Origin of the sequence: Pseudomonas sp. PS02290, from assembly GCF_029960075.1 — a bacterium.
Classification (GTDB): Bacteria; Pseudomonadota; Gammaproteobacteria; order Pseudomonadales; family Pseudomonadaceae; genus Aquipseudomonas.
In genome coordinates this window covers 26991-50634 of the sequence record NZ_JASCOY010000030.1, presented here as the reverse complement: position 1 = coordinate 50634, position 23644 = coordinate 26991, and the positions used below count along the sequence as shown (strand labels likewise).

Sequence of the window (23644 nt, the reverse complement as noted above, 5' to 3'; positions counted from 1 at the left end):
TAAGAGGGTCAAGCGTCCATGCATAGGTGACGAATGTGTCCGCAATGGGTAAAGAAACGGCCGGGCTTAGCCAGCCTTTTCAATCACCAGGCCGCGGGCAAAATGAGCGACGACGAAGTCCACGAAAACCCTGACCCTGGGCGCCATTTGCCGGCTGCTCGGCCAGACAATATGAAAGGTGCTCGCGCCTGTCAGGTGCGTTGTCAGCAACGTCTGAAGCTGCCCGTCTGCCAATGCGTCCCGGACCGCGAAATCGGGCAGACACGCAATCCCGCGACCCGCTTTGGCCATGTACAGCAAGGCAGCGACATCGCTGCAGATCATGGCGACGGGCAGTTGACCGACGGTTGACCGGGCGGCGGTCTGCTTGAAAGGCCATTGATACAGCTTTCCCGAATTCTGCCAGCGGTAGTGAAGGCACGCATGGTCCAGCAGGTCTGCGGGGCTGGACGGCACACCGTGAGCGTTGAGGTACCCAGGCGCGGCGACGATGCAGGCGCGGTACGGGCCCAAAGGCCGGGATTTGAGCCGGGAGTCGCTTAGATCGGTGCCCCGGATGACGACGTCGAACCCCTCCTCGATCACATCCACCATCCGGTCAGTAAAGTCCAGGTCCAGCTCGATCTCAGGGTAGGCCTGCATGAAATCGGCGATAACCGGCAGCGGCAGCCCTCCCGCCAGGGCCAGCCCGACGCGCAACCGACCTCGCGGGCGCCCGGTCATCGCGGACATGTGGTCTTCGGCGGCCTGGACTTCGTCGAGGATGCGCCGGCACCGCTGCAGAAACTCCTCGCCTTCCGAGGTGAGGCGAACGGTGCGAGTGCTCCGCTGAAACAGCCGCACTCCCATCCGCGCCTCCAGCCTGGAGATGCTTTTACTCACCGCAGAAGCAGAAATGCCCAAACTGCGTCCGGTGGCAACAAAGCTCTGGCTTTGTGCTGTCTGGACAAAAATTTCCAGCCCGCCCAATGCGTTCAATCTGTCCAACAGTGCCTCGCTTGCGACATTCGATAGAAGGTGTGATGAAGAATAACTAAGACGCCTTCGACGTGTTCAAGTTGAACAACGTCGCCGCCGTGCCTCTTCGGTAGTCGGTCGGCGTCTGGTTCATCTCGTAACGGAAGTGTCGATTGAAGTTGGACAGGTTGATGTAACCCACTTCAAAACAGACATCGGCGATGGACATCTGTGTCTGCAGCAACAACCGGCAGGCCTTCTGAATGCGCAGCTTGCGCATCAGGTCGATAAACCCGTGGCCCGTCGCGCGCTTGAAGAACCGCGAGAACCCCGGTTCGCTCATGTGCAGTCGCTCGGCGATCACCGACAGCCTGATATCCCCCGTCAGCTCCCGTTGCAGGTAGTCGAATGCCCGGTGAACGCGCTCGGCACTTTTGGCATCCAGAGCAGGCGCGTAGCACGAACTCGCCAGCGTGCGAGCTTCACGGGCAGGCGCCGTGCTCAGGGTGTTGAGCAGATCGAGAAACAGCAGCAGGCGCGGCAACCCCTGCGCCATGCCGATGCGTTCAAGCAGCTCGGCCGCCTGAATTGCTGTACCGTCGGTAAATTCCAGCCCGCGGCGGGCGCGGTCAAACAACCCCTGCAATTCACCCAGTTCAGGCAGCGTTTCGCGCAGCGCCAGCAACGTAGCACCGTCGAATTGCAGCACGACGTCCCGGCCTTGCAGGTGCTCCCCCGGCGCCAGATCGCCCATCCAGTCATGGGGCAGATCAGGGCCGATCAGCGCGACATGGCCGGGGCCGAAAGCGCCGATGTAATCGCCCGCCACCAGTTTGCCGCTGCCTTTGCGGATCAGATGGATTTCGTACTCGGGGTGATGATTCCAGCGCGCGAGCGGATAGGGATAGTCGTGCTCGTACCAGCGAAAACTCTGCTGGGGCGCCGGCAGGATGATTTCCAGCTCGGCAGGCAGCTGCTCGAATAAGGCGGTTCGGCTTTCAGGCATGTCTGCCCCTTTTTTGTCGTTGTTGGCGCCAGCGTCCACACACCATACCCCTCTTGCTTCCCCCTGCTCCACCTCGCCTGTCACTGCGCGCTGATACTTTTTTAGCCGGGCGCACGGCTGGGCTGCACGGTTAAAAAAGCATCAGTGGGACATCCTCAGCGTGTTTGTTGCAGGGCGTGCGAGCTGCTGTAATCGGCACGCCACTGCCCCTAAGTGAGACGTCAGAGGGACCGGCAGTGCTCAAAAACAACAATAACGATTCCGCGCCACCGGCGTGGAATGGAGATCACCATGAAGATCACCCAACACGCGCTGCTGTTGTCTGCCGGTCTGTCCCTGGCGGGCGTCAGTCAGGCTGCCGAGACGATCACCATCGCCACCGTCAACAACAACGACATGATCCGCATGCAGCGGCTCTCCAGGGTATTCGAAGAGCAGCACCCGGACATCAAGCTCAATTGGGTGGTGCTCGAAGAAAACGTCCTGCGCCAGCGGCTGACCACCGACATCGCCACCCAGGGCGGCCAGTTCGATGTGTTGACCATCGGCACCTATGAGACGCCGTTGTGGGGCGCAAAAGGCTGGCTGGAGCCGATGAAGGATTTACCGGCCAGCTACGACCTGGACGACATCATCCCGTCCGTGCGCCAGGGCCTGTCGGTCAACGACACCCTGTATGCATTGCCCTTCTATGGCGAGAGCACGGTGACCTATTACCGCACCGATCTGTTCAAACAGGCCGGGCTGAGCATGCCCGAGCGCCCGACCTGGACCCAGCTCGGCGAGTTCGCCGCCAAACTGCATCACCCCGATCAAGGTCAGTACGGCATGTGCCTGAGGGGCAAGGCCGGCTGGGGCGAGAACATGGCCTTGCTGACGACGATGGCCAACGCCTTTGGCGCCCGCTGGTTCGACGAACAATGGCAACCTCAGCTGACCCGCCCCGAGTGGACGGCCGCTGCCAACTTCTACGTCAATACGCTGAAAAACTACGGCCCGCCCGGCGTCTCCAGCAACGGCTTCAATGAAACCCTGGCGCTGTTCAACAGCGGCAAATGCGCAATCTGGGTCGATGCCAGCGTGGCAGGCTCGTTCACCACCGACAAAGAACAGAGCCGGGTCGTGGACAGCGTGGGTTTCGCCCCGGCGCCCGTCGAAGTGACCGACAAGGGTTCGTCCTGGCTGTACGCCTGGTCCCTGGCGATCCCCGCGACCTCCAAGCACAAAGATGCCGCCAAGACGTTCACCACGTGGGCCACCTCCAAGGAATACATCCAGCTGGTCGCGCAGAAGGATGGCATCACCAACGTACCGCCTGGCACCCGCACCTCCACCTACAGCGACGCGTACCTCAAGGCCGCGCCGTTCGCCAAAGTGACACTGGAAATGATGAAGCACGCCGACCCGACGCACCCGTCGGCCCAGCCTGTGCCCTACGTCGGCATCCAGTACGTGACCATCGCGGAATTCCAGGCGATCGGCACGTCCGTGGGCAAACTCTTCTCGGCCGCGCTCACCGGCCAGACCACTGTCGAGCAAGCCCTGGCGGCCGCGCAGTCGACGACGGAGCGGGAAATGAAACGCGCCGGTTACCCGAAAAAATAAATGCCCTGTCGGCAGCCCCCTGCCGCCTCTTTCTGGATGACGGATGACTCTTTCAATGAAACGACTCGAAGGTAAAAGCGCACTGATCACAGGTTCAGCCCGGGGTATCGGGCGGGCCTACGCCGAAGCCTACATTCGCGAAGGCGCGACGGTGGCCATCGCCGACATCAATCTGGAGCGTGCGACCCAGACGGCCAGCGAACTGGGCGCCAGTGCCTACGCGGTGAGAATGGATGTCACCGATCAATCGTCCATCGACGCGGCCATTGCGGCAGTCGTCGCCACCACCGGCAAGCTGGATATCCTGATCAACAACGCTGCATTGTTTGATCTGGCACCAATAACCGAGATCACTCGCGAGAGTTACGAGCGCTTGTTCTCGATCAATGTGGCCGGCACGTTGTTCACCCTTCAGGCGGCGGCCAGGCAGATGATCGCCCAGGGTCATGGCGGCAAGATCATCAATATGGCGAGCCAGGCCGGCCGGCGCGGCGAGGCACTGGTGGGCGTTTATTGCGCGACCAAGGCCGCGGTCATCAGCCTGACCCAGTCAGCGGGACTGAACCTCATCAAGTACCGGATCAACGTCAATGCGATCGCCCCGGGCGTCGTCGACGGCGAGCACTGGGATGGTGTGGACGCGCTGTTCGCCAAACACGAGGGCCGGCCGCTGGGCGAGAAGAAGCGGCTCGTCGGCGCCGAAGTGCCCTACGGCCGCATGGGCACTGCCCAGGACCTGACCGGCATGGCGATCTTTCTGGCGTCGGCTGAGAGCGATTATGTCGTCGCCCAGACCTACAACGTTGATGGCGGTAACTGGATGAGTTGAGCCCAAGGAGTGACCTCCAGGATATCGGGCATTGCTTTGCATCGGGCCTTACGCGACCCGGTGGAATTGAATATACCGAGACCGGCCTCTTCCCGGCTGAAGCCGACTCCACTGACTGATCGCGCACATCCCGTTATGATTGACCGCTCAATGAAAAGGGACGCAGGTCACATGGACATCAGAGAATCAGGCGTCATCGCCACAGCCAATGGCCTCGCGATAGACGCCGACGTGCGCTTCGAATGCGTCGGCTGTGGGGGGTGCTGTCGCGGCCGCTTCGTGCCCTTGACCCTTGGCGAAGCCGTGACCTGGCTGAAACGCGGCGATCCTGTGGGGGTATTGCTTGAGGCATTCGACGATTCACTCTGGCCGGTCGACTCACCCGAATATGCCTACAACGCCGGGCGATCCGCGCCGGTCAACGGCGGTTCGGGTACGCTGCGGGTGACGGTGATTCTGGCGGCAAACGCGATTCCTGAATGCCCGAACCTTCAAAAAGACGGGCTCTGCTCGGTGTATCTTGAGCGGCCGCTGGTGTGCCGGATCTACCCGATGGAGATCAGTCCTTTCATTGAGCTGAAACCTGAAGCCAAGGACTGCCCGCCGGAAAGCTGGCAACAGGGCAGCCTGCTGGCCTCGGATCAGGGGTTGGCGATGCTGGTCCAGCAATCCCGCCAGACCGACCGCGAGGATGCGCGGCGCAAAGTGGCAGTGTGCGAAAGCCTGGGCCTGACCGTCGCCGGCTGGAAAGGCAACGGTCTGGTGATTCACCAGCCCTCGGTCGAAACACTGCTCGCCGCCTGCGAAAGCGCTGAGGTCAATGCCGGCCCCGCTGCTCAAGCCTGGCAGATCAAGGCAGAAGACCCGGCGTTGAGGGCTTATCTCCACGCTCAGTCCGTCCCCTTGGCCGACTCACCCAGCGACGATTACATCTTCCACCCACTGCCCCGCTGAACGGCCGCCGCTGAACCGCTTGCAGCTTGCCGCCTCAGCCTATTACCCGCGCATACACCGCCCGGTCCACATTCCCCCCGGACAGAATGACCCCGACCTTCTTCCCTGCCATGGCCCGGCGTTCCTGGATGAGCGCCGCCAGTGCAGCGGCCCCTGCGCCCTCCGCGAGGTTATGGGTGTCGGTGTAATAGACGCGCATGGCCTCGGCGATTTCTTCCTCGCTGACGGCGACAATGCGCTCCGCCCCGGTTCGATAGATCGCGAAGGCCGCAGGAATGGGTCGGCGCACGGCGAGGCCGTCGGCGAAGGTGTTCGCCGACGGGGTCTGCAAAATAGTGCCTTCCTCGAACGACCATTTGGCGGCCGCTGCCTCGGTGGAGACCACACCGACCACCTGGGTCTGCAGGCCCAGCGCGTCACGGGCGGCAATGACGCCGCAAATGCCCGACCCACAGCCGATCGGCACGTAAACCGTGTGCAGATCCGGCGCGGCCATGAACAACTCCAGCCCATAGGTGGCCACGCCCTTGAGCAACTCGATGTGGAATGGCGGGACCAGGTAGTGCCCATGCAGATCCGCCAGCCGCGCGGCCTCTTCCCGGGCTTCGTCGAAATCCCGGCCGCATTCGATGACGGTGCCGCCAAGTGCACGCATGGCGTTGTTCTTCTCCGGCGAGTTGCCTTCTGGCACCACAATCGACGCACGCAAGCCCAGCGCGGTGGCGGCCAGCGCCAGGCTCTGACCGTGGTTGCCCCGCGTCGCCGTGACGATGCCTCTGACGGTCGGGTACGTGCGCTTGAGCCAGTGCATGAACGTAATTCCGCCGCGCACCTTGAACGCTCCGGTGGGCGTGTGGTTTTCGTGCTTGACCCACACCGTGCTGTTCAGCCGCTCGGCCAGTAACGGCCACGGGTATTGGGCGGTGGGCGGCATGACCTCGTACACCTGGCGAGCGGCCTGTTCGATATCGTCCCGTGTCAGTCCGTGCATGGGCTGTCTCCTCGAAAATGTGGCCCAGTCTAGGCAGACGCTCACCCCGCCGGCTTTCAAAAAACTGACCTGACTTTTGCTGAATCACTTGATTACTATGAGGGCCATGAACCCGACAAAACGCCCGCCTCACCCGCTCCCGTCTGAACCGGTTCGCCGTGTCGAAGCAGGCCCGTGGATGATCGAATTGCTGCCTGCCGCCGGTTATGCCACGCGCTATGTGGCGACCCAGGCGGCGATCGGCTTTGCCTTCGAAAGCCAGCGTGGTCTGCACGCCATCGGCAGCGACCGGGTGCAGCCCTTCGACGCAGTGCCCAACGGCCTGGCGTTCGTGCCCGCCGGGTGCGACGTGTTATCGGAGTCGCCCGCGGGCGGTGAATACCTGCGGCTGCTGCGCACCGACGGGCTCGCTCTGAAGGGGGATCACGCTTTCAACAACCGCATTGATGCTCAGTCGATCACCCTGGCCATGAGGATGCGCGCGGCATTGTTGCAGCGCTCGGCGGCGGATGACTGGGAGGGCTGGGCGCTGGCCCTTGCTGAACGGGCCGAGAACAAGAGCGGTTTCGACGCGCCGCTGCAAGGCTCGATCAACGGCAGCCGGATGCGCAGACTCGATGAGTTCATTGACGCCGGCATCGACGGCCCGCTGGGGGTGCAGGCCATGGCGCAGATGCTGGGGTTGTCCGAGGGTTATTTCATTCGAGCGTTCAAGCACACCACGGGCAAGAGCCCGCACAGTTACTTGATCGACCGGCGTCTGGCGAAGGCCCGGGCCCTGATGCGCGATTCAAGCGCGCGACTGGCGGAGATCGCCCACGCCTGCGGCTTCAGCTCCCAGGCGCATATGGCAACGGCGTTTCGGCTGCGCATGGGCATCAGCCCGGCGAAGCTGCGCAACCAGTCGTCGTTGTGATTCATCACCCGCTGATCTCACCTCACCAGCCGTGCCGCTGCAGCACCGCCTTGATAACGGGGTGATGATCGACGACTTCCAGGGACCCATAAAACTCGGGGCGGGATGCCCGGAGGTGTTCCCGCGCCCCACTCCACTGGCTGACCACGCAGGCGAGGATTTCGACGGCGCCAGGCGCATGGGGATGCCAGGCTACCGAGTTGTAAAACACATCGGCGAGCACGTCCCACTGGCTGTGCAGCTTGCTCCGGGTGCCTGCGACCAATCGGTCTAATTGGCCAGGCTCGGCGTCAGGCAGCCACCGCTCCGGATAATCGATCAGGCCGATGGACGCATAACAATTGGTGGTGAGGTACGCCAGGGCCCGGAGTTGCTGGGCACGCTCAAGGGTCTCTGAAGACAACAGGCCGGACAGCGGAAAGGCCAGGCCCAGGTGCGTGAGGATGGCCGCGCTCTCCGTCATCACTTCGCCGCCGGGGATGACCAGCGTCGGCACCTGCATCAACGGGTTCAGACGCTTCAGTTCGTCCTGCCCTGCACCGGCTTCCCATGAACTTGCGCCCATCAAGCGGTAATCGGCGCCGCACAGCGTGAGCGCGATCTCAATAGCGGCCGAGCCGGATCTGTCGGCCCCGAATAATCTGAACATGCTGTCTCCCGCTCTCATCAGGCTTTATTGCCGTGGCGCCGCTGCCATTCATCCGCAACATCGCCCAGGGTCTTGGCGCTGTCGTTGCGTATCCAGGCCATGAAGTCGCGGTCGAACTTGAAGGCCGGCCCACACTGCGCGGTCATGAACCGGCGCACGTTCTGGGTGTTGCGGTAATCCTGGGTGACAGGGGTGTCTCGGGAAAGGGATTCGCTGTGCCAATCGAAGGCCATGGGGACTTGGTCCAAGTAAGGGGGGGCGCCGCACAGTCTAGTCGGGAAATACGTATGGGTCAGACCGAGCGACAGGCGCCAGGCAAGGCAGTGCGCCGGTCGCGGGATCCATTCCACATTTATTTCAACTATCCCCCCCTCTCACAGTCACACAGTCATTCCCGCCCATTGACTGATGATGTATCCGCATGAGTTTCATTCTTTGCATGACCGTCTTCGGTGTCCTCCTGATGCTGCTGGCGCTGACTTCTTCTTACCTGCGCTGGCTGCCGGTCACGACGTCGGCGGTGTGCCTGGCGTTTGGCGCCGCGATCGGGCCCTGGGGCCTGGACATCGCGCAGCTCGACGTTCGCGACGCACGCCACTGGCTTGAACGCCTGACTGAAATCGCCGTGCTGTTTTCCCTGTTCAACACCGGCATCAAGCTGCGCCTGCCCCTGCACCGTGGCGCCTGGCATTCGGCGTATTTGCTGGCCGGACCGGTGATGCTGGCGACCATTGCCGGCGTCAGCCTGACCGCCCATTACCTGTTCGGCCTGTCATGGCCGATCGCGCTGTTGCTCGGCGCCATGCTCTCGCCCACCGACCCGGTGCTGGCGGGGCTGGTCCAGGTCAACAGCGCCCAGGACCTGGACCGGGTGCGCTTCGGCCTGTCCGGTGAGGCCGGGCTCAACGACGGCACCGCGTTCCCCTTCGTGATTTTCGCGCTGATGTTCATCACCCACGGTTTTTCGGATTTCGACTGGACCCAGGGCTGGCTGCTGAAAAACATCATCTGGGGAGTGCCCGTCGGGCTGATGCTGGGTTACGGCTTGGGCCGTGGCGTCGGCCATTTGATGATCTACCTGCGCATCAAGAACGCCGACAGCACCCTGTCGCCGAATGACTTCCTCGCCCTGGCGCTGATTGCGATTGCCTACGTCACTGCCGAAGGCCTGGGCGCCTACGGATTCCTGGCGGTGTTCGCGGCGGGCATTGGCGTGCGTCACGCCGAGTCCAACACCACCCAGTCGGAAGTGCCGTCGGAACACGTGGCCATTCCGGTGGTGGGACACACCCACAGCGATCCGGAGTCGGCGATCATGGGTGACCGTGATTCACTGTCCGACAGTCAACTCGCCGCCGGCGTGATGATGGGCGACATGATGGTGTTCGGCAGCCTGGTGGAGCGCGCCATGGAGGTGCTGCTGATCACCCTTCTCGGCGCGGCCCTCGCCAGTTACTGGGACTGGCGCGCCGTCGGTCTGGGCCTGGCGTTGTTCTGCGTGATCCGGCCCTTGAGCGTGTGGCTGCTGATCAGTGGCAAATTGCTCACTCGGCCGCAGAAAGCGCTGGTGGGCTGGTTCGGCATTCGCGGCATCGGCACGCTGTATTACCTGTGCTATGCGCTGACCCATGGCCTGCCGACCGAGGCGGTCCACACCACCATCAGCCTGACGCTGTCGGTGGTTGCGCTGAGCATTCTTTTGCACGGGATCAGCATTCAGCCGCTGCTGGAGCGCTACGAGCGCAGCATCACCAAAGACAGCAAAGACTAGCGCAGGGATCGCGACCGCATTGATTTGCAGAGCTGGCCTTGTGACTAAAACCCTCGTGATAGACAGCGTCGATCACCCTATCGGAACAAGCGATTGGACGCTCAAGACCCCGATCGGTAGCGTGCTCACTAATTGATCAGGCCTTTTGGGCGCCCTCTGCCATGCGGTTTAACGTCGCAGCGGCACGCCCATCAGAGATCGGCGCCGTGTCGGCTGACACCCCCGCGCACCAAGACTGGATGCTTGAACCCCTCCTTCGTTTTCGCGTCACGGCTCACTCAGTCGTGGCGCGGTTCATTGCTTGCGAGCCTGAAAGCCTATGTCCATCAATACACCGCAGCAGATCGCCGAAATCACCATCGAGGCTGGCGTCAAGAAGTCCCATCTGCCGACCCCGGCGATCTTGGTGCTGGGCTTTCTCGCCGGGGCGTTCATCGCCCTGGGCTTTTTGCTGGACATCCACGTCAGCACGATGATCCCGCCGCAGTGGGCCTCATTGGGCAACCTGCTGGGCGCGGCGGTGTTTCCGCTGGGTCTGATTCTGGTGATCCTCGCCGGCGGCGAGCTGCTCACGGGCAACATGATGAGCCTGCCGACGGCGATGTTTGCCGGTCGGGTGCCGCTGTCGGCGGTGGCTCGGAACTGGGCGCTGGTCACCTTCGCCAACCTGCTGGGCGCGCTGTTCGTCGCCTACTTCTTCGGCCATGTGCTGGGCCTGACGGAAGGTGCGTACCTGGCCAAGACCCTGGCCATCGCCAAGGCCAAGGCCAGCGCAGATTTCAGTCAGGCGTTTATTTCCGGCATTGGTTGCAACTGGCTGGTGTGCCTGGCGGTCTGGTTGTCATACGCCAGCAAAGATGTGACCGGAAAGGTCGTTGCCATGTGGTTCCCGATCATGGCCTTCGTCGCCATCGGCTTCCAGCACGTCGTCGCCAATATGTTCGTGATCCCGGCGGCGATCTTTGCCGACGCCCTGAGCTGGACCGATTTCGTTGAAAACTTCGTCGCGGTGTTCCTGGGCAACGCCGTGGGGGGTGCAATTTTCGTCGGGCTCGCGTATTACGTGTCCTATTCGAAAGCCATTCAGGCTTCGGCCACCGGCGTCGCTGCAGCGAGTATCGAGCAGCAGACCGGTCGCCAGATTTAACGCTGCAGCCGCGCGCTTCGTTGCTGCAGGCGCGCACCCTGTTTCTGCCACGCGTCACGTTGTGAGAGTAATCAATGTCAGATCGAGTCCTGATGGACAGCTATTCACGCAAGGTCGATTACGTCCGCATGTCGGTCACGGATCGCTGCGATTTTCGCTGCGTGTATTGCATGGCCGAGGACATGACGTTCCTGCCGCGTCAGCAGATTCTTTCCCTCGAAGAAATCCATCAACTGGCCGAGCGCTTCGTGGCGCTGGGCACCAAAAAGATTCGTCTGACCGGCGGTGAGCCACTGGTGCGCTCCGGCATCGTCGGGCTGGTTCGCAGCATCGCCGCCCTGCCCGGCCTGCGCGAACTGTGCATGACCACCAACGGCTCGCAGCTGGACAAACTCGCCGTGCCGCTGTTCGAAGCTGGCCTCAAGCGCCTCAACATCAGCCTCGACAGCCTGGACCCGGCGCGCTTCAAGGAATTGACCCGCACCGGTGATCTGAGCAAGGTCATCGCCGGGATCGACGCTGCCAATGCGGCGGGTTTCGAGCGCACCAAGCTCAATTGCGTGGTGATGCAGGGTCGCAACGACCACGAGATTAATGATCTAGTCGCCTTCGCCATCGATCGCGGCGTCGATATCACCTTCATCGAAGAGATGCCGCTGGGCACGATCAGCGAGCACAGCCGCGCCGAGTCGTTCTACTCCAGCGAGCAGGTGCGCGAACGCATCGCCGAGCGCTACACCCTGGTGCACTCGACTGAAACCACGTCCGGGCCTTCGCGTTACTGGCGCGTGGCTGAAGCGCCCCACATCCGCATCGGCTTCATCTCGCCCCACAGCCACAACTTCTGCGCAACCTGCAACCGTGTGCGCGTTACGGTGGAAGGTCGTTTGCTGTTGTGTCTGGGCAACGAGCATTCGGCTGATCTGAAAGCCGTGCTGCGGGCCAATCCGGGTCAGCCGGACAAGCTCGAGAAAGCCATCGTCAACGCCATGCAATTGAAGCCGTGGAAGCACAACTTCGAGCTCAACGATGACGTGCAGGTGGTGCGCTTCATGAACATGACCGGCGGCTGAATACGCCCTTGGTGCTGAGCTGTCAGCGCCTCATGAAACGCCTGGCAGCCTCCAGCCCCGAGACTGCCAGTCCTTGCCGGACAGGCTGATCAGCCCTTGATGAAGCCCAGCAGGATCTCGTTGATTTCTTCCGCCTGAACCGTGCACATGCCGTGGGACCCGCCCTTGACCACGTGCAATGTCGAGCCTTCTACCAACTCGTGACTCTTGTAGCCGGACGCGACGATCGGGACGATCTGGTCGTCATCGCCGTGCAGGATCAGGGTTGGCACGTCGATCTTTTTCAGGTCTTCGGTGAAGTCGGTTTCCGAGAATGCCTTGATGCAATCGAATTCGCCTTTGACGCCGCCGAGCATGCCGATGGACCAGAACGAGTCGATGGCGCCCTGAGAGGTTTTGACGCCGTCGCGGTTGAAGCCGAAGAACGGCACGGCCAGATCCTTGAAGAATTGCGAGCGGTCGGCGGTGAAGCCGGCGCGGATGCCATCAAACACGTCGATGGGCAGGCCTTCGGGGTTTGCGTCGGTTTTGAGCATGAGCGGTGGCACGGCGCCGATGAGGACGGCTTTGGCAACGCGGGCGGTGCCGTGGCGGCCGATGTAGCGGGCGACTTCACCGCCGCCGGTGGAGTGGCCGATCATGATGGCGTCTTTGAGGTCGAGGGCGTCGAACAGTTGGGCGAGGTCGTCGGCGTATGTGTCCATGTCGTTGCCGTCCCAGGTCTGGCCGGAGCGGCCGTGGCCACGGCGGTCGTGGGCGATGACGCGGTAGCCGTGCTGGCCGAGGAAGAGCATTTGTGCATCCCATGCGTCGCCGTCGAGGGGCCAGCCATGGGAGAAGACGATCGGCTGGCCGGTGCCCCAGTCTTTGTAGAAGAATTCGGTGCCGTCTTTCAGGGTCAGGGTGGTCATGGGATGCGGTCCTCGGGATAGGGTGCGGGGGAAGGTTGAGCGTAGTCGCTCGTGGCGGGGCTGGATTGGAGATATGTGCTTAATTGCCGCGGCCAGACTTGAAACCAAATCGAGATCTAGAGCCAGATCAAGATCAAGGGCGTCTGCCTGGGGGCAGACTATTTCGCCTTCGGCGAGTTACTTGGAAAAGCACCCCAAGTAACCAAGGGTGCCTGCTCCTGGTTGGGTTCCTCCTTCGTCGGAATACCCTCACTCCGGTCTCGCTCCGTGGGCCCGCGCCGAACGGACATCCATGTCCTGACGGCGCTCTCGCCGCATCCATGCGGCTCGGCCCACTCCACGAGACCTGCGTTCAGCCTGCACCCAAGTCGCGATTGGCGGTGACTGGGCTTTTTGCGTACGAAGATCAAAAGCAGATCAGACGCAGATAGATGGCGCTGTTGGTAGGACACGCTTTAGCCGGGAAAGCCCAAGGCGTCACGCAGCAAATCTTGTGGTGTTCAAACTGGCCTCTTCCCGGCTAAAGCCGGTCCTACAGGCCGCATCTCTGATCGTGCCTACGCTCTGCGTTCAGACCCGGTTAAAACCGGTCTCACTGACTGTACGCGCTGCTGTTAGTGGGACCGGCTTTAGCCGGGAAGAGGCCGGTTTGGACGCCGTCTATTTCCTGGCAAACACAATCCCTGTGGGAGTGAGCTTGCTCACGAAGACGGCGTGTCGGACGCCGAAGATTTGATCGTGCTCGCGCCCGGCCTAACCAGCGCGCAAGATGCCTCAGCCCTGGCTGCCTCCGCGGCTCAACGCACCCAGACGACCGGAGATCGACTGCATGCCTTTGCCCAGTTCGCGCAAGGTGCCGGCATCCCGGGCGCCTTGTTCGCTGGAGGCGTGGATGCGCACCGCCAGCTCATTGATTTCGTGAGTGACGTGGCTCTGCTCCTGGGCGGCCACGGCGATTTGATGGGCGCGCTGGACGATGTCGTCGAAGCTGAAGACGGTGGTGCCCAGTGTGGCGGCAACATTGACCGCCTGCTGCACCGACTCACGGGTGCGATGGGCGCCGTTCTGCATCGTCGAGACCGCCGCACTGGAGGCCTGACGCAGTTGCGAGATCATCTCTTGAATTTCGTTCGCCGAGGCCTGGGTTCTCCCGGCCAGCGTGCGCACCTCATCAGCCACCACCGCAAAGCCGCGCCCTTGCTCACCTGCACGCGCCGCTTCGATCGCGGCGTTCAGGGCCAGCAGATTGGTCTGTTGGGAGATCGATTTGATCACCTCCAGCACGCTGCCCACGCGCTCGATGTCATCGCCCAATTGGGTGATAGCGCCCGCCGCGCCGGCAATGTCCGTTGCCAGCACTTCGATGGACTGGCTGTTGCTGTTGACCTGATCCTGGCTTTTCTGCGCATCGCCCAGGGAACGGCGGGCGGTGTCGGAGCAGTCGGTGGTGTTCTGGGCGACTTCGTTGGCACTGGCCGACATCTCGGTGATTGCGGTCGCCAGTAAGGTGTTGTCCTGACGCTGGGATTCGGCCCGCTCGGCGACGCCTTGGGACAGCTGCGCCAGCTCGTTGGCCTGGCGTTCCAGAGACACCGACTCCTCGGCGATGCGGTGCAGCATGTCGCGCAGGGAACCGGCGTAGCGGTTGACCGACTCACGCAACGCACCGATCTCGTCGGCCCGCACGATGGCCAGTTGAGTATCGATCTGACCGCCCTGCCCCAGACTCGATATCTGCGCGGTGGTTTCCTCCAGCTGCGCCAGCAGGCGCTTGCCGGCCAGCCAGGCCAGACCCAGCAGCACGCCAAGCAGCGGCAGCAGAAACAACAGAATCTGTCCGGTGAGGCGGTTGGCCAGGCCGACGACGCGGGCTTCCGGGGTCACCAGCCCAATGCGCCAGCCCGTGCCGGCCATGGTCGCCAGGGTGACGTAGGCCGGGCCGTTGAGCCGACCGTCGTGCTCAATCCTCAGGGTCGAGAGGGCCGAGGTGTTGCTCGCAAGCTGATCAGCCACCGGCTTTAACCAGGGTTGTTCCTGGCTCAAACCGGTAATGGTCAGCAGGCCCTTGGTGCCCTTCGCATCGGGGAAATACAGCAAATTCCCCGAAGGATCGACCGCAAATGCGTAGCCGTCCGTAACGCCGCCTTTCTCTTTGAGGAAAGCTGCCAGACCATCAAGTTTCAAATCGATGGTCGCGACACCGGCGAACGCGCCCTGCGCCCGATAAGGGACGCTGCAGGTGGTCATTGCCACGCCGCTGACCGGGTCCTGATAAGCATCGGACCAGACGCAACGTCCCGCCGGTGCGGACTTGGCCCCGGTGTACCAGGATTCAGCCTGATAAGGCGGCGTTTTGGCCTGATTGTATTCGTCCGAGAAGCCCAGTCGGTTGCTGGCGTCCCGTGCCCAGAAAAAACTGCGACGTTCGGTGCCTGGGGAAAAGGCATTGGGCTCCGGCCACACGCCGCCACCGGCGATGGCGGAATCCCCCTGGCTGTCGATCAAGCCGGGGAAATTGCTCATGTACAGGGTTTCTTCGTGGGGCAGTGTCTCGGCCAGCAGCGCCATGGCGGCAGCGGTCCCCTCGATGCGGCTCAATGGCAACGCCAGCTGACGGGTAATGGCGCTGGCTGACTGCTCCGCCGACTCGGTGCCGGCGGCCACCAGTTGGGGTTTGCCCCCCAGGGTCATGACCGCGAAAATCGCGACGGCCGTGAGAATCAGCAATGTCAGGATCCCCAAGGTCATTCGTCCAGCAATACGGCGGGGAATCAACGACATGGTCAAGCTCCGAAGGAAATGTAGGGCTACATTTGCAACGGCCGTGACAGGGAAAAGTTGAAGCCGGACCGAGGTTTAAACGACATGGGCGACAGGAGGTTATAGGACGACTGGCCAAACGACTCCCCGCCCGCCCCGTTCAGACCTCCATTGCGTCCCGCGCCACCCGAATGTGGTCGGGCAGCTCCGCGGAATGCTCCAGCAACCACGCATCCAGCGTATGCCCGACATGGGTCAGCACGGCCTGATCGGGCTTCACCGCTGCAATGATCTGCAGCGCCACATTCACATCATTGTGGTTGCGCGGCGTCTGCGGTTGCGGCGGCATGGAGCAGTCGAGGACCAGCACATCCAGCGCCTGGCGCTGCAAGAAGGTTTGGGTGTCGTGGGGCAAACCGACGGTGTCGGTGAGATAGGCGATGCGGCGGCCACCGCCTTCCAGCAGGTAACCCAGCGTCGGCTTGGAGTGCAGCAGCGGCAGCGCGGTGACTTGCAGTTCGCCCAGGGCGCGGCTTTCGAACGGCATGAAGGGCTGACTGAAATCGAGAATGCCGGGGTGTTTGTACAGGTCCGACAGCCCTTCCGGGTCCACCGGGCCGTGGACCGGGATGACCAGACCCTGGCCCCAGCGCAGGTGCAACAGGCCCTGGGCATGGTCGGCGTGGTAGTGGGTTTGCAGGATGCCGCTGAGGCTGCGCGGCGGGAAGCGTTCAGTCAGGTCGGGCAAGCCGCTGTCGATCAGCCAGCGTTGCTCCCCTAGTTCCACCAGCGCGCAACACGGGCGGCGGCGCAAGCGTTGGTCGGCGTAGGCGGCGCGACAGGCCGCGCATTCGCAGCCGTAAACCGGGACCTGCCGCGCATCCCCCGTGCCCAGCAGGGTCAGGCGCATGCGGGGTTTCGCTCCAGTCGCTGCAACAGTCGGGCGACGGTTTGTTCCAGCGCACCGGAGTTGTCCAGCACGATCAGCGCGGGGTCATTCACCTGCAAATCGTCAGCAAACTGGGCATTGCGCGCCAGCCGGGTTTCGATGTCTTCGGCCGATTCCCGTGCCCGGCTGAGCAATCGATCCCGCAGCACCGATTGATCCACTGTCAGCAACACCACCCACAGCGACGGATAGCGCGACCGCGCTTGGGCCAGATGGCCGCGCGAGCCGTTGACCAGCACGTCGTGCCCGTCGGCCAGCCATTGATCGATCTCTTTCGGGATGCCGTAATGCAGGCCGTTGGCGAACCAGTCGAGTGCAAACGCCCCCTCGGCCTGCAGCGCCTCGAAGCGCTCGACGCTAACGGCCTGGGCCGCTTCGCCCTTGGCTTCCGCCGAACGGGTGATGACCCGACGCACGATGCGGCAGTCCCGCGCAGCCAACGCCTCGCGGGCCGCGTCCAGCAGGCTGTCCTTGCCCGAACCCGACGGCCCGATGAGATAGATCAACCTGCCTGCCATCAGAACACCCTCTTCGCTTGTCGCCAGACTTGTTGAATGATTGGCAGTGTGCCGATAGCCCGGGCGTGGATCAGGTCGGCGCGCAGGCCGACGCGAATCTCGCCGCGATCGTGCAAGCCCGCCGAACGGGCCGGTGCCAGGCTCACCGTGGTCACGGCACGCGCCAGTCCGGCGCCTGTCGAGTCATCCGCTGCATCCAACTGGGCGCCCAGGGTGAATGCCGCCTGCAACAGGCTGGCCGGATAGTAATCGCTGGAGAGAATATCCAGTAGCCCTTCTTCGGCCAGTGTCGCCGCCGCGATGTTGCCCGAGTGCGAGCCGCCGCGAACGATGTTCGGCGCGCCCATCAACACGCTCATGCCCAGACGCCGGCAGCCCTGCGCGGCCTCGAGGGTGGTCGGGAACTCGGCGATGCTCATGCCGTAGGCCGCCGACTCCTCGACGTGGGCCAGTGTCGCGTCGTCGTGACTGGCCACCGACAGGCCGCGGGCCAGGCAGATGTCGACGATGGCCCGGCGATAACGGTCGCTGTAGGTCTTGGAGTTGGCGACCTGCTCAACGATGAATTCGTCCATCTGCTCAGTGCTCAGGTGGTATTTACCCATGTAGTACTCACGGTACTTGGATTCCAGGGCGAACTGGCGCTGGCCCGGCGAATGGTCCATCACCGACACCAACTGCACCAGCGGCTGCTCGACCAGGTCGCGGAACACGCTGAGGGTGTCGGGGTGGCAAACCTCGCAGCGCAGGTGCAGGCGGTGCTCGGCGCGGGTCATGTCGGCGGCGTTGGCCTTGGCGATCGCGTCGACCATGCCCGGCAGTTGCTGCATGCGCTTGCCCTTGGGATTGACGTCGCCGATGGACAGCGCGTCGAACACCGTGGTGATGCCCGCCGCGATGATTTGCGCGTCGTGGCTCATCACCGCCGAGGCCGACGGCCAGTCCACACCGGGACGCGGGCTCAGGTGTTTTTCGAGGTTGTCGGTGTGCAGCTCGACCAGCCCCGGCAGCAGGTAATCGCCGTTGAGGTTTTGCGCCTGGGACAGCTGGCTGATGCTGTCGTCTATCTCGCTGATCAACCCGTCGCGCAGGACCACGGTGCCGGTGAAGACCTGCTCGGCGGTGACGATCTTGGCGTGGGTCAGGATCTGTTCGTTCAGCATTGTTCGGTCTCCTTCGGGCTCGATGCCATGGATGCCAGTGAGGCCTGCGGATCAAGGTCGGGCGGGGTCATGTCCAGATGACGGTCGGACACCGCTTCCCGGGCCAGTCGGTCGTGGAAGATGCCGATCACCGCAGCGCCGGCGCTCTTCGCCTCATTGATCAATTCGAGGACCACCTGGCGATTGCCGTCGTCCAGCGATGCGGTCGGCTCGTCCAGCAGCATCACCGGCCACGGCACCATGAAGCCGCGGGCGATGTTGACGCGCTGCTGTTCGCCACCGGAAAACGTCCCCGGCGCCAGTTGCCACAGGCGCTGCGGGATGTTCAGCCGGGCGAGCAGATGCTCGGCGCGGGCCTGGGCGTCTTCGCGCTTCCAGCCACGGGCCAGGGCCGGTTCCATGACCACGTCGACGGTGGCGACGCGAGGAATCACCCGCAGAAACTGGCTGACGTAGCCGAGGGTGTGCTGGCGCACTTGCAGCACCTCCCGGGGCGCAGCGCCGACCAGTTCCAGCCATTCGCCCTGATGCTGCACGCGAATGCTGCCGCCTGCCGGCAGGTAGTTGCCGTACAGGGTGCGCAGCAGCGTGCTTTTGCCCGCGCCGGAATGGCCGTGGAGCACCAGGCATTCGCCGCCGCTGACGGAGAAATTCAGGCCGCGCAGCACGTTGAGCACGACGCCGTTCTGCTGGTGCAGGGTGAAGGTTTTCGAGAGGTCACGGACCTCGATCAGCGTGTTCATTGAAGGCATCCCGAGAGGCGGATCATGGCTGCAGCACCGAAGACACCAGCAGCTGCGAATACGGATGTTGCGGGTCGTCGAGGATCTGGTCGGTGAGGCCGGTTTCGACGACGTGGGAACGGCGCATGACCATCAGCCGATCGGCGAGCAAGCGGGCCACGGCCAGGTCGTGGGTGACGATCACCACCGCCAGGTCCAGCTCGCGCACCAGGCCGCGCATCAGGTCGAGCAAGCGCGCCTGCACCGAGACGTCGAGGCCGCCGGTGGGCTCGTCCATGAACACCAGCCGTGGGCCGGACACCAGATTTCGGGCGATTTGCAGGCGCTGCTGCATGCCGCCGGAAAAGGTCCGCGGCAGGTCGTCGATGCGCGCCGGGTCGATCTCCACCTGATTGAGCCAGTCCAGCCCTGCCGCCCGCAGCGCCTGATAATTGCGCACGCCCTGGGCCATCAGCCGCTCGCCGATATTGGCCCCGGCCGACACCGCCATGCGCAGGCCGTCCCGAGGGTTCTGCTCGACGAAGCCCCATTCGGTGCGCAGCAAGGTGCGCCGCTCGGCCTCGCTGGCGCTGTACAGGTCCAGCCACTGGCCGGCGCTTTTGTGGGTGTCGGCGAGGCGGTAATCGATGACGCCGCTGTCGGGCGGGCAACGGCCGCTGAGCAGTGACAGCAGCGTCGACTTGCCCGAGCCGGACTCGCCGACAATGCCCAGCACCTCGCCGGGATAGAGCTCGAAGCTGACGTCCTGGCAGCCTTTTTCAGGGCCGTACAACTTGGTCAGGCCGCGCACTTTCAGCAGCGGCTGGGTGCGATCGCTGACGGCATCGCGGTCGATCTGTTGAGCAGCGTTCATTGCGTGGCCCTCCCCTGACTGACCCGTTGCGCGCAGTAGTCCGTGTCCGAGCAGACGAAGCTCTGGGTGCCCTGGTCGTCGAGGATCAGCTCGTCGAGGAACGAATCCTGGCTGCCGCAGATGGCGCAGTGGTGGTCCCACTTCTGCACTTCGAAAGGGTGATCTTCAAAATCGAGGCTGGTGACGCGGGTGAACGGCGGCACCGCGTAAAGACGCTTCTCGCGACCGGCGCCGAACAGCATCAATGCCGGGCTCATGTCCAGCTTGGGGTTGTCGAATTTGGGGATCGGCGACGGGTCCATGACGTAGCGTTCGTCGACGGTCACCGGGTAGGCGTAGGCCGTGGCGATGTGGCCGAAGGTGGCGATGTCTTCGTAGAGCTTGACGTGCATGACGCCGTAATCATTCAGCGCGTGCATGGTGCGGGTCTCGGTTTCCGACGGTTCGATGAAGCGCAACGGCTCGGGGATCGGCACCTGATAGACCATGATCTGGTCGGCGTGCAGCGGCGTTTCCGGGATGCGGTGGCGGGTCTGGATGATCGTCGCTTCGGGGGTGCGCTCGGTGGTGGCGACGCCGGCGGTGCGGGCAAAGAAACGGCGGATCGACACCGCGTTGGTCGTGTCGTCGGCGCCCTGATCAATGACTTTGAGCACGTCCTCGGCGCCGAGGATCGCAGCGGTCAGTTGCATGCCGCCGGTGCCCCAGCCATAGGGCAGCGGCATTTCACGGCCACCGAAGGGCACTTGATAACCGGGAATTGCCACGGCCTTGAGCAGGCCGCGACGGATCATGCGTTTGGTCTGTTCATCCAGATAGGCGAAGTTGTACGCCTCATCTCTCGGCGTCGATGGTAATGGCTGTGGGCGTGGCGGCGTGGCGGCATTCATTGGGCCTGCTCCCTGGAGGGCGTGCGCAGTTTGCGGATCAGTTCCAGTTCGGCCTGGAAGTCCACGTAGTGCGGCAATTTCAAGTGCGAGACGAAACCGGCGGCTTCGACGTTGTCGCAGTGGGCCAGGACGAATTCTTCCTGCTGGGCCGGCGAGACGATTTCCTCGCTGTATTCCCCGGCGCGCAGCGAGCGGTCCACCAGCGCCATGCCCATGGCTTTGCGTTCGGCGTGCCCGAAAGCCAGGCCATAGCCGCGGGTGAACTGCGGCAGCTCGGTGGCGGACCCGACGAACTGGTTGACCATTTCGCACTCGGTCACTTCGATGGCGCCGATGGAGATCGGGAAACCCAGCTCTTCCGGCTCGATCCACACCTCCACTTCTCCCACCCGAATCTCCCCGGCAAACGGGTGGTTGCGGCCGTAGCCGCGCTGGGTCGAATAACCCAGCGCCAGGAGAAAGCCTTCATCGCCCCGGGCCAGCGCCTGCAGACGTTCGGCGCGGCTGGCCGGGTACTCCAGCGGCTCGCGGGTGATGTCGGCGACTGGCGCGCCGGTGTCCTGTTCTTCCTTGATCAGGCCTTCTTTGGCGAGCAGCCCCAGCACCCGCGGACAGTCTTGAACAGCGGCGTCCGCCAGGGCTTCAGGGCCGGGAAATTCGCCTTCTGCCAGCAAGGTGAAATCCAGCAAACGGTGGGTGTAGTCGAAGGTCGGGCCCAGCAGTTGCCCGCCGGGGACGTCCTTGAACGTGGCCGACAGACGACGGTTGAGCTGCATGGCCGAGGTGTCGATGGGCAGACTGGCGCTGAAGCGGGTCAGCGTGTTGCGGTAGGCGCGCAGCAGGAAAATCGCTTCAACCAGATCGCCTGCCGATTGCTTGATCGCCAGCGCCGCCAGTTCGGCGTCGTACAGCGAGCCCTCGGTCATCACCCGGGCGACAGCGAGCGGCAGTTGCTGGCGGATCTGTTCCACGCCCAGCTCGGCAACCGAGGTGTCGCCCCGACGCTGTTTCGCCAGCAGTTTGTGGGCATTGTCGATGGCCTGTTCACCACCCTTGACGGCGACGTACATCAGGCCACCCCTCTTGACGGCTGAGGCTTGAACAGCACCTGGGTGCTGCGCGGCAGGCCGAGCAATTCGCTGCCGGCGACGAAGAACACGTCGATGCCCCGGGGGAAGTCATTGCGCGATTCGCGCTCCTGCCAGAACGCTTCCTGCAACGGCAGGCTGACGTGGTTTTTGCTTTCGATGCCCGGGCCACGCCAGGCCAGTTGCGTGCCGCCCTGCAGACTCGGCAGCTGGACCAGCAGCGTGCAGGACTGGTCGGGATAACGGTCATTGCCCAGGTCGAAACCGCTGAGATCGTGCAACTGGCTGTCGTCGAGCAGCGCGAAGCGGGCGTTCTGCCGGTCGCTGACGATCGGGCAGCCACAATGGAAGGTCAGGTTGGCGCGAATGGCCTGGGTGTCGAACGCCGGCGCGAGCCACAGCGGCGTGTCGATGTCCAGCAAGGCCAGGCACAGGGCGTGGCTGGCCGCAGCAAGGCCTTCGAGGTGCGGCGGGGTTTGCGTGGCGAGCAGGCTTTGCGCGACACCGGGACCGGCCAGCGCCTTGAGGGCGGCGCGAAAACTGCGCTGGGCATCCAGCACCGGATCGGCGAATGCCGGCTGCAACAGCGAAGCGGGCAAGGATTGAGTGGCGAGAGAGGTGCTCATCAGTTTTCTCCTCTGACCAGGGTGAAGAAGTCCACTTTGGTCGCGGCGGTTTCGGCTTGTTGTTGGGCCCGGCGCAGGTCCTGCGCGCGGGCCAGGGGGGCGATCAGGTCAGTCATCCAGTGCGCCTGTTGGGCGCCCTGCAAATGCGCGTCGGCCAGGGCGGCGAGTTCGGCGTGGGCCTTGTCGCGCCCAGCCAGGTAGCTGAAGCCGGTGCGGCCGTCGGCCAGGCGCACCACGCAGCGGGTCACGGTCATTTCGCCAACGTTGAACGGCGCACCGCTGCCGCCCATACGGCCGCGCACCAGGGTCATGCCGATTTCCGGCGCACGGATCAGTTGGTAGTCGGCGTCACGCAACGCGGCTTCGTGGGCCTGCAGTTCGGCGCGGCGACTGCGCGAGAGCACGCCGATCCAGTGCTGGCGGGCAGCGTGGCCGGGTGTCTGGGCGTCTGGCGCGCTGGAAGAAACGGGTGTGGCAGTCATCGAGGGCATCTCCGTCAGGTGACGATCTGATACTGGAAGCGGTCGGAGCGGCTGGTGGAATGGGCTATCTCCACCGGGTTTCCGTGCGCATCGTGGGAAAGGGTCAGCACCGTCAGCGCCGGCAGGTGACGCGGCATCAGCAGCACGCTGGCCTCTTCGCGACTGGGCAGGCGCGCGCCGATCAGGCTGAAAGTGCGGGTCAACGGCAACTGCCGCTCGGTGAGGAACTGGCGCACCGAGCCGCTGACGTAGTCGGCGATCAACGACGCGCGGGTGGCGCAGTAGCGGTGGCGAATCAGGCAGACCGGCTGGCCGTCGAGGCGGCGCAGGGTTTGCAACTCGATCAGCGGCGCATGGGGTTCGAGGCCCAGATGCCCGGCCTCTTCCGCTGTCGCCGTGCAATGCCGGCGTTGCAGCAGCACCGCTTCGACGCCATGGCCCAGCGCCGCGAGGGATTCGCTGTACGCGCTGCCGGCGGCGACCGGGTACACCAGCGGACGGCCCAGCACCTGGGTGCCTTTGCCCTGGCGGCGCAGCAGGCTGCCTTCGCGCACCAACTCGTCGATGGCCCGGCGCACGGTGTGCCGGTTGACCTCAAAGCGCGCCGCCAGCTGGATTTCGGCGGGCAGGTATTCGCCGGCGGTGTAGCGGTCGAGTTCACGGCGCAGGGTTTGCGCCAGTTCGAGGTACATGGGTTCTCGGTGAAGCGGTTCGGATTGTCTAGACAACTGCATGGCTAAAAAAGGGTTCGCACCCTCTCCTG

Annotated in this window: 23 protein-coding genes and 2 pseudogenes; 7 read left to right on the top strand and 18 right to left on the bottom strand. The window is 63.6% G+C overall.

Features of this window, described 5'->3' with window-relative positions; all coding sequences use genetic code 11:
- Nucleotides 1-66: 66 nt before the first annotated feature.
- Together QMX88_RS15260 and QMX88_RS15255 are read right to left on the bottom strand one after the other, a co-directional pair.
- Nucleotides 67-978 (bottom strand): LysR family transcriptional regulator, encoded by a 912-nt coding sequence (locus QMX88_RS15260; protein WP_282370693.1) that lies wholly within the window; start codon nucleotides 976-978, stop codon nucleotides 67-69.
- Nucleotides 979-1033: 55 nt separating this feature from the next.
- Entirely contained in the window at nucleotides 1034-1963 is a 930-nt protein-coding gene (locus QMX88_RS15255) for an AraC family transcriptional regulator (protein ID WP_282370691.1), read from the bottom strand.
- A gap of 291 nt (nucleotides 1964-2254) precedes the next feature.
- Here QMX88_RS15255 and QMX88_RS15250 point away from each other — a divergent pair, with 291 nt between their 5' ends.
- The 3 genes from QMX88_RS15250 to QMX88_RS15240 all read left to right on the top strand — a co-directional run bounded on the left by QMX88_RS15250 (nucleotide 2255) and on the right by QMX88_RS15240 (nucleotide 5351).
- Nucleotides 2255-3568 carry an ABC transporter substrate-binding protein gene (locus tag QMX88_RS15250; protein WP_282370689.1) on the top strand — a complete coding sequence of 438 codons (1314 nt, stop codon included), beginning with the start codon at nucleotides 2255-2257 and terminating at the stop codon, nucleotides 3566-3568.
- Between the two features lie 55 nt (nucleotides 3569-3623).
- Nucleotides 3624-4397: an L-iditol 2-dehydrogenase gene (locus tag QMX88_RS15245; protein WP_282370687.1), complete on the top strand. Its 774-nt coding sequence runs from the start codon at nucleotides 3624-3626 to the stop codon at nucleotides 4395-4397.
- Between the two features lie 171 nt (nucleotides 4398-4568).
- Nucleotides 4569-5351, top strand: a complete 783-nt coding sequence (locus QMX88_RS15240) for a YkgJ family cysteine cluster protein (RefSeq protein ID WP_282370685.1) — start codon at nucleotides 4569-4571, stop codon at nucleotides 5349-5351.
- A 34-nt stretch (nucleotides 5352-5385) separates the two neighbouring features.
- On the opposite strand, the gene QMX88_RS15235 is transcribed toward QMX88_RS15240, so the two are convergent.
- On the bottom strand, nucleotides 5386-6342 hold the full coding sequence (locus tag QMX88_RS15235; protein WP_282370683.1) for a threonine dehydratase: 957 nt from the start codon (nucleotides 6340-6342) through the stop codon (nucleotides 5386-5388).
- 97 nt (nucleotides 6343-6439) lie between these two features.
- Between QMX88_RS15235 and QMX88_RS15230 the strand changes: the two genes are divergently transcribed.
- The gene (locus tag QMX88_RS15230) at nucleotides 6440-7258 is read left to right on the top strand and encodes a helix-turn-helix transcriptional regulator (RefSeq protein WP_442969461.1); all 819 of its coding nucleotides are present in this window, start codon (nucleotides 6440-6442) and stop codon (nucleotides 7256-7258) included.
- 22 nt (nucleotides 7259-7280) lie between these two features.
- On the opposite strand, the gene QMX88_RS15225 is transcribed toward QMX88_RS15230, so the two are convergent.
- Both QMX88_RS15225 and QMX88_RS15220 read right to left on the bottom strand, forming a co-directional pair.
- Nucleotides 7281-7907 (bottom strand): glutathione S-transferase family protein, encoded by a 627-nt coding sequence (locus QMX88_RS15225; protein WP_282370680.1) that lies wholly within the window; start codon nucleotides 7905-7907, stop codon nucleotides 7281-7283.
- Nucleotides 7908-7924: 17 nt separating this feature from the next.
- On the bottom strand, nucleotides 7925-8140 hold the full coding sequence (locus QMX88_RS15220) for a DUF6434 domain-containing protein (protein WP_282370678.1): 216 nt from the start codon (nucleotides 8138-8140) through the stop codon (nucleotides 7925-7927).
- A 188-nt stretch (nucleotides 8141-8328) separates the two neighbouring features.
- Here QMX88_RS15220 and QMX88_RS15215 point away from each other — a divergent pair, with 188 nt between their 5' ends.
- The 3 genes from QMX88_RS15215 to moaA all read left to right on the top strand — a co-directional run bounded on the left by QMX88_RS15215 (nucleotide 8329) and on the right by moaA (nucleotide 11898).
- Nucleotides 8329-9678: a cation:proton antiporter gene (locus QMX88_RS15215; protein ID WP_192174651.1), complete on the top strand. Its 1350-nt coding sequence runs from the start codon at nucleotides 8329-8331 to the stop codon at nucleotides 9676-9678.
- Between the two features lie 319 nt (nucleotides 9679-9997).
- Entirely contained in the window at nucleotides 9998-10825 is an 828-nt protein-coding gene (locus tag QMX88_RS15210; protein ID WP_282370676.1) for a formate/nitrite transporter family protein, read from the top strand.
- Between the two features lie 74 nt (nucleotides 10826-10899).
- Nucleotides 10900-11898: a GTP 3',8-cyclase MoaA gene (gene moaA, locus QMX88_RS15205; protein ID WP_192174649.1), complete on the top strand. Its 999-nt coding sequence runs from the start codon at nucleotides 10900-10902 to the stop codon at nucleotides 11896-11898.
- An 89-nt stretch (nucleotides 11899-11987) separates the two neighbouring features.
- Here the strand turns inward: moaA and QMX88_RS15200 are convergent, their stop codons facing one another.
- From QMX88_RS15200 to phnF, 13 genes and pseudogenes are all read right to left on the bottom strand, one after another.
- A complete protein-coding gene (locus QMX88_RS15200) occupies nucleotides 11988-12809 on the bottom strand; it encodes an alpha/beta fold hydrolase (protein WP_282370673.1) in 822 nt (273 codons plus the stop codon).
- 774 nt (nucleotides 12810-13583) lie between these two features.
- A pseudogene (locus tag QMX88_RS29735) lies at nucleotides 13584-14183 on the bottom strand (methyl-accepting chemotaxis protein); the annotation flags it as partial.
- 525 nt (nucleotides 14184-14708) lie between these two features.
- Nucleotides 14709-15332, bottom strand: a pseudogene (locus tag QMX88_RS29730) (PDC sensor domain-containing protein); the annotation flags it as partial.
- A gap of 397 nt (nucleotides 15333-15729) precedes the next feature.
- Nucleotides 15730-16479: a phosphonate metabolism protein PhnP gene (gene phnP / locus QMX88_RS15190; protein WP_282370669.1), complete on the bottom strand. Its 750-nt coding sequence runs from the start codon at nucleotides 16477-16479 to the stop codon at nucleotides 15730-15732.
- Nucleotides 16470-17036 carry a phosphonate metabolism protein/1,5-bisphosphokinase (PRPP-forming) PhnN gene (gene phnN / locus QMX88_RS15185; protein ID WP_282370667.1) on the bottom strand — a complete coding sequence of 189 codons (567 nt, stop codon included), beginning with the start codon at nucleotides 17034-17036 and terminating at the stop codon, nucleotides 16470-16472. The genes phnP and phnN overlap by 10 nt, the downstream gene beginning before the upstream one ends.
- Nucleotides 17036-18199, bottom strand: coding sequence for an alpha-D-ribose 1-methylphosphonate 5-triphosphate diphosphatase (locus QMX88_RS15180; protein WP_282370665.1), 1164 nt, complete (start codon nucleotides 18197-18199; stop codon nucleotides 17036-17038). The genes phnN and QMX88_RS15180 overlap by 1 nt, the downstream gene beginning before the upstream one ends.
- On the bottom strand, nucleotides 18193-18942 hold the full coding sequence (phnL, locus tag QMX88_RS15175) for a phosphonate C-P lyase system protein PhnL (protein ID WP_282370663.1): 750 nt from the start codon (nucleotides 18940-18942) through the stop codon (nucleotides 18193-18195). Before phnL ends, QMX88_RS15180 begins: the two co-directional genes overlap by 7 nt.
- 22 nt (nucleotides 18943-18964) lie before the next feature.
- The gene (phnK, locus tag QMX88_RS15170; RefSeq protein ID WP_133775369.1) at nucleotides 18965-19795 is read right to left on the bottom strand and encodes a phosphonate C-P lyase system protein PhnK; all 831 of its coding nucleotides are present in this window, start codon (nucleotides 19793-19795) and stop codon (nucleotides 18965-18967) included.
- Nucleotides 19792-20685, bottom strand: coding sequence for an alpha-D-ribose 1-methylphosphonate 5-phosphate C-P-lyase PhnJ (locus tag QMX88_RS15165; protein WP_282370660.1), 894 nt, complete (start codon nucleotides 20683-20685; stop codon nucleotides 19792-19794). The genes phnK and QMX88_RS15165 overlap by 4 nt, the downstream gene beginning before the upstream one ends.
- The gene (locus QMX88_RS15160; protein ID WP_282370658.1) at nucleotides 20682-21755 is read right to left on the bottom strand and encodes a carbon-phosphorus lyase complex subunit PhnI; all 1074 of its coding nucleotides are present in this window, start codon (nucleotides 21753-21755) and stop codon (nucleotides 20682-20684) included. Before QMX88_RS15160 ends, QMX88_RS15165 begins: the two co-directional genes overlap by 4 nt.
- Nucleotides 21755-22372: a phosphonate C-P lyase system protein PhnH gene (phnH, locus tag QMX88_RS15155; RefSeq protein ID WP_282370716.1), complete on the bottom strand. Its 618-nt coding sequence runs from the start codon at nucleotides 22370-22372 to the stop codon at nucleotides 21755-21757. The genes QMX88_RS15160 and phnH overlap by 1 nt, the downstream gene beginning before the upstream one ends.
- Nucleotides 22373-22398: 26 nt before the next feature.
- Nucleotides 22399-22881: a phosphonate C-P lyase system protein PhnG gene (phnG, locus tag QMX88_RS15150; protein ID WP_282370656.1), complete on the bottom strand. Its 483-nt coding sequence runs from the start codon at nucleotides 22879-22881 to the stop codon at nucleotides 22399-22401.
- A 14-nt stretch (nucleotides 22882-22895) separates the two neighbouring features.
- Nucleotides 22896-23615, bottom strand: a complete 720-nt coding sequence (phnF, locus tag QMX88_RS15145; protein ID WP_282370654.1) for a phosphonate metabolism transcriptional regulator PhnF — start codon at nucleotides 23613-23615, stop codon at nucleotides 22896-22898.
- Nucleotides 23616-23644: the final 29 nt, after the last annotated feature.

What these genes read in the sequence shown, in the direction of transcription:
- QMX88_RS15180 (WP_282370665.1), bottom strand. Translation starts at nt 18,199, where the DNA reads ATGCTGAACGAACAGATCCTGACCCACGCCAAGATCGTCACCGCCGAG.
- QMX88_RS15240 (WP_282370685.1), top strand. Translation starts at nt 4,569, where the DNA reads ATGGACATCAGAGAATCAGGCGTCATCGCCACAGCCAATGGCCTCGCG.
- moaA (WP_192174649.1), top strand. Translation starts at nt 10,900, where the DNA reads ATGTCAGATCGAGTCCTGATGGACAGCTATTCACGCAAGGTCGATTAC.
- phnG (WP_282370656.1), bottom strand. Translation starts at nt 22,881, where the DNA reads ATGACTGCCACACCCGTTTCTTCCAGCGCGCCAGACGCCCAGACACCC.
- phnF (WP_282370654.1), bottom strand. Translation starts at nt 23,615, where the DNA reads ATGCAGTTGTCTAGACAATCCGAACCGCTTCACCGAGAACCCATGTAC.
- phnL (WP_282370663.1), bottom strand. Translation starts at nt 18,942, where the DNA reads ATGAACACGCTGATCGAGGTCCGTGACCTCTCGAAAACCTTCACCCTG.
- phnN (WP_282370667.1), bottom strand. Translation starts at nt 17,036, where the DNA reads ATGGCAGGCAGGTTGATCTATCTCATCGGGCCGTCGGGTTCGGGCAAG.
- QMX88_RS15215 (WP_192174651.1), top strand. Translation starts at nt 8,329, where the DNA reads ATGAGTTTCATTCTTTGCATGACCGTCTTCGGTGTCCTCCTGATGCTG.
- QMX88_RS15245 (WP_282370687.1), top strand. Translation starts at nt 3,624, where the DNA reads ATGAAACGACTCGAAGGTAAAAGCGCACTGATCACAGGTTCAGCCCGG.
- QMX88_RS15220 (WP_282370678.1), bottom strand. Translation starts at nt 8,140, where the DNA reads ATGGCCTTCGATTGGCACAGCGAATCCCTTTCCCGAGACACCCCTGTC.
- QMX88_RS15160 (WP_282370658.1), bottom strand. Translation starts at nt 21,755, where the DNA reads ATGTACGTCGCCGTCAAGGGTGGTGAACAGGCCATCGACAATGCCCAC.
- QMX88_RS15235 (WP_282370683.1), bottom strand. Translation starts at nt 6,342, where the DNA reads ATGCACGGACTGACACGGGACGATATCGAACAGGCCGCTCGCCAGGTG.
- QMX88_RS15210 (WP_282370676.1), top strand. Translation starts at nt 9,998, where the DNA reads ATGTCCATCAATACACCGCAGCAGATCGCCGAAATCACCATCGAGGCT.
- phnK (WP_133775369.1), bottom strand. Translation starts at nt 19,795, where the DNA reads ATGAACGCTGCTCAACAGATCGACCGCGATGCCGTCAGCGATCGCACC.
- QMX88_RS15165 (WP_282370660.1), bottom strand. Translation starts at nt 20,685, where the DNA reads ATGAATGCCGCCACGCCGCCACGCCCACAGCCATTACCATCGACGCCG.
- QMX88_RS15230 (WP_442969461.1), top strand. Translation starts at nt 6,440, where the DNA reads ATGAGGGCCATGAACCCGACAAAACGCCCGCCTCACCCGCTCCCGTCT.
- QMX88_RS15225 (WP_282370680.1), bottom strand. Translation starts at nt 7,907, where the DNA reads ATGTTCAGATTATTCGGGGCCGACAGATCCGGCTCGGCCGCTATTGAG.
- phnP (WP_282370669.1), bottom strand. Translation starts at nt 16,479, where the DNA reads ATGCGCCTGACCCTGCTGGGCACGGGGGATGCGCGGCAGGTCCCGGTT.
- QMX88_RS15255 (WP_282370691.1), bottom strand. Translation starts at nt 1,963, where the DNA reads ATGCCTGAAAGCCGAACCGCCTTATTCGAGCAGCTGCCTGCCGAGCTG.
- QMX88_RS15200 (WP_282370673.1), bottom strand. Translation starts at nt 12,809, where the DNA reads ATGACCACCCTGACCCTGAAAGACGGCACCGAATTCTTCTACAAAGAC.
- QMX88_RS15250 (WP_282370689.1), top strand. Translation starts at nt 2,255, where the DNA reads ATGAAGATCACCCAACACGCGCTGCTGTTGTCTGCCGGTCTGTCCCTG.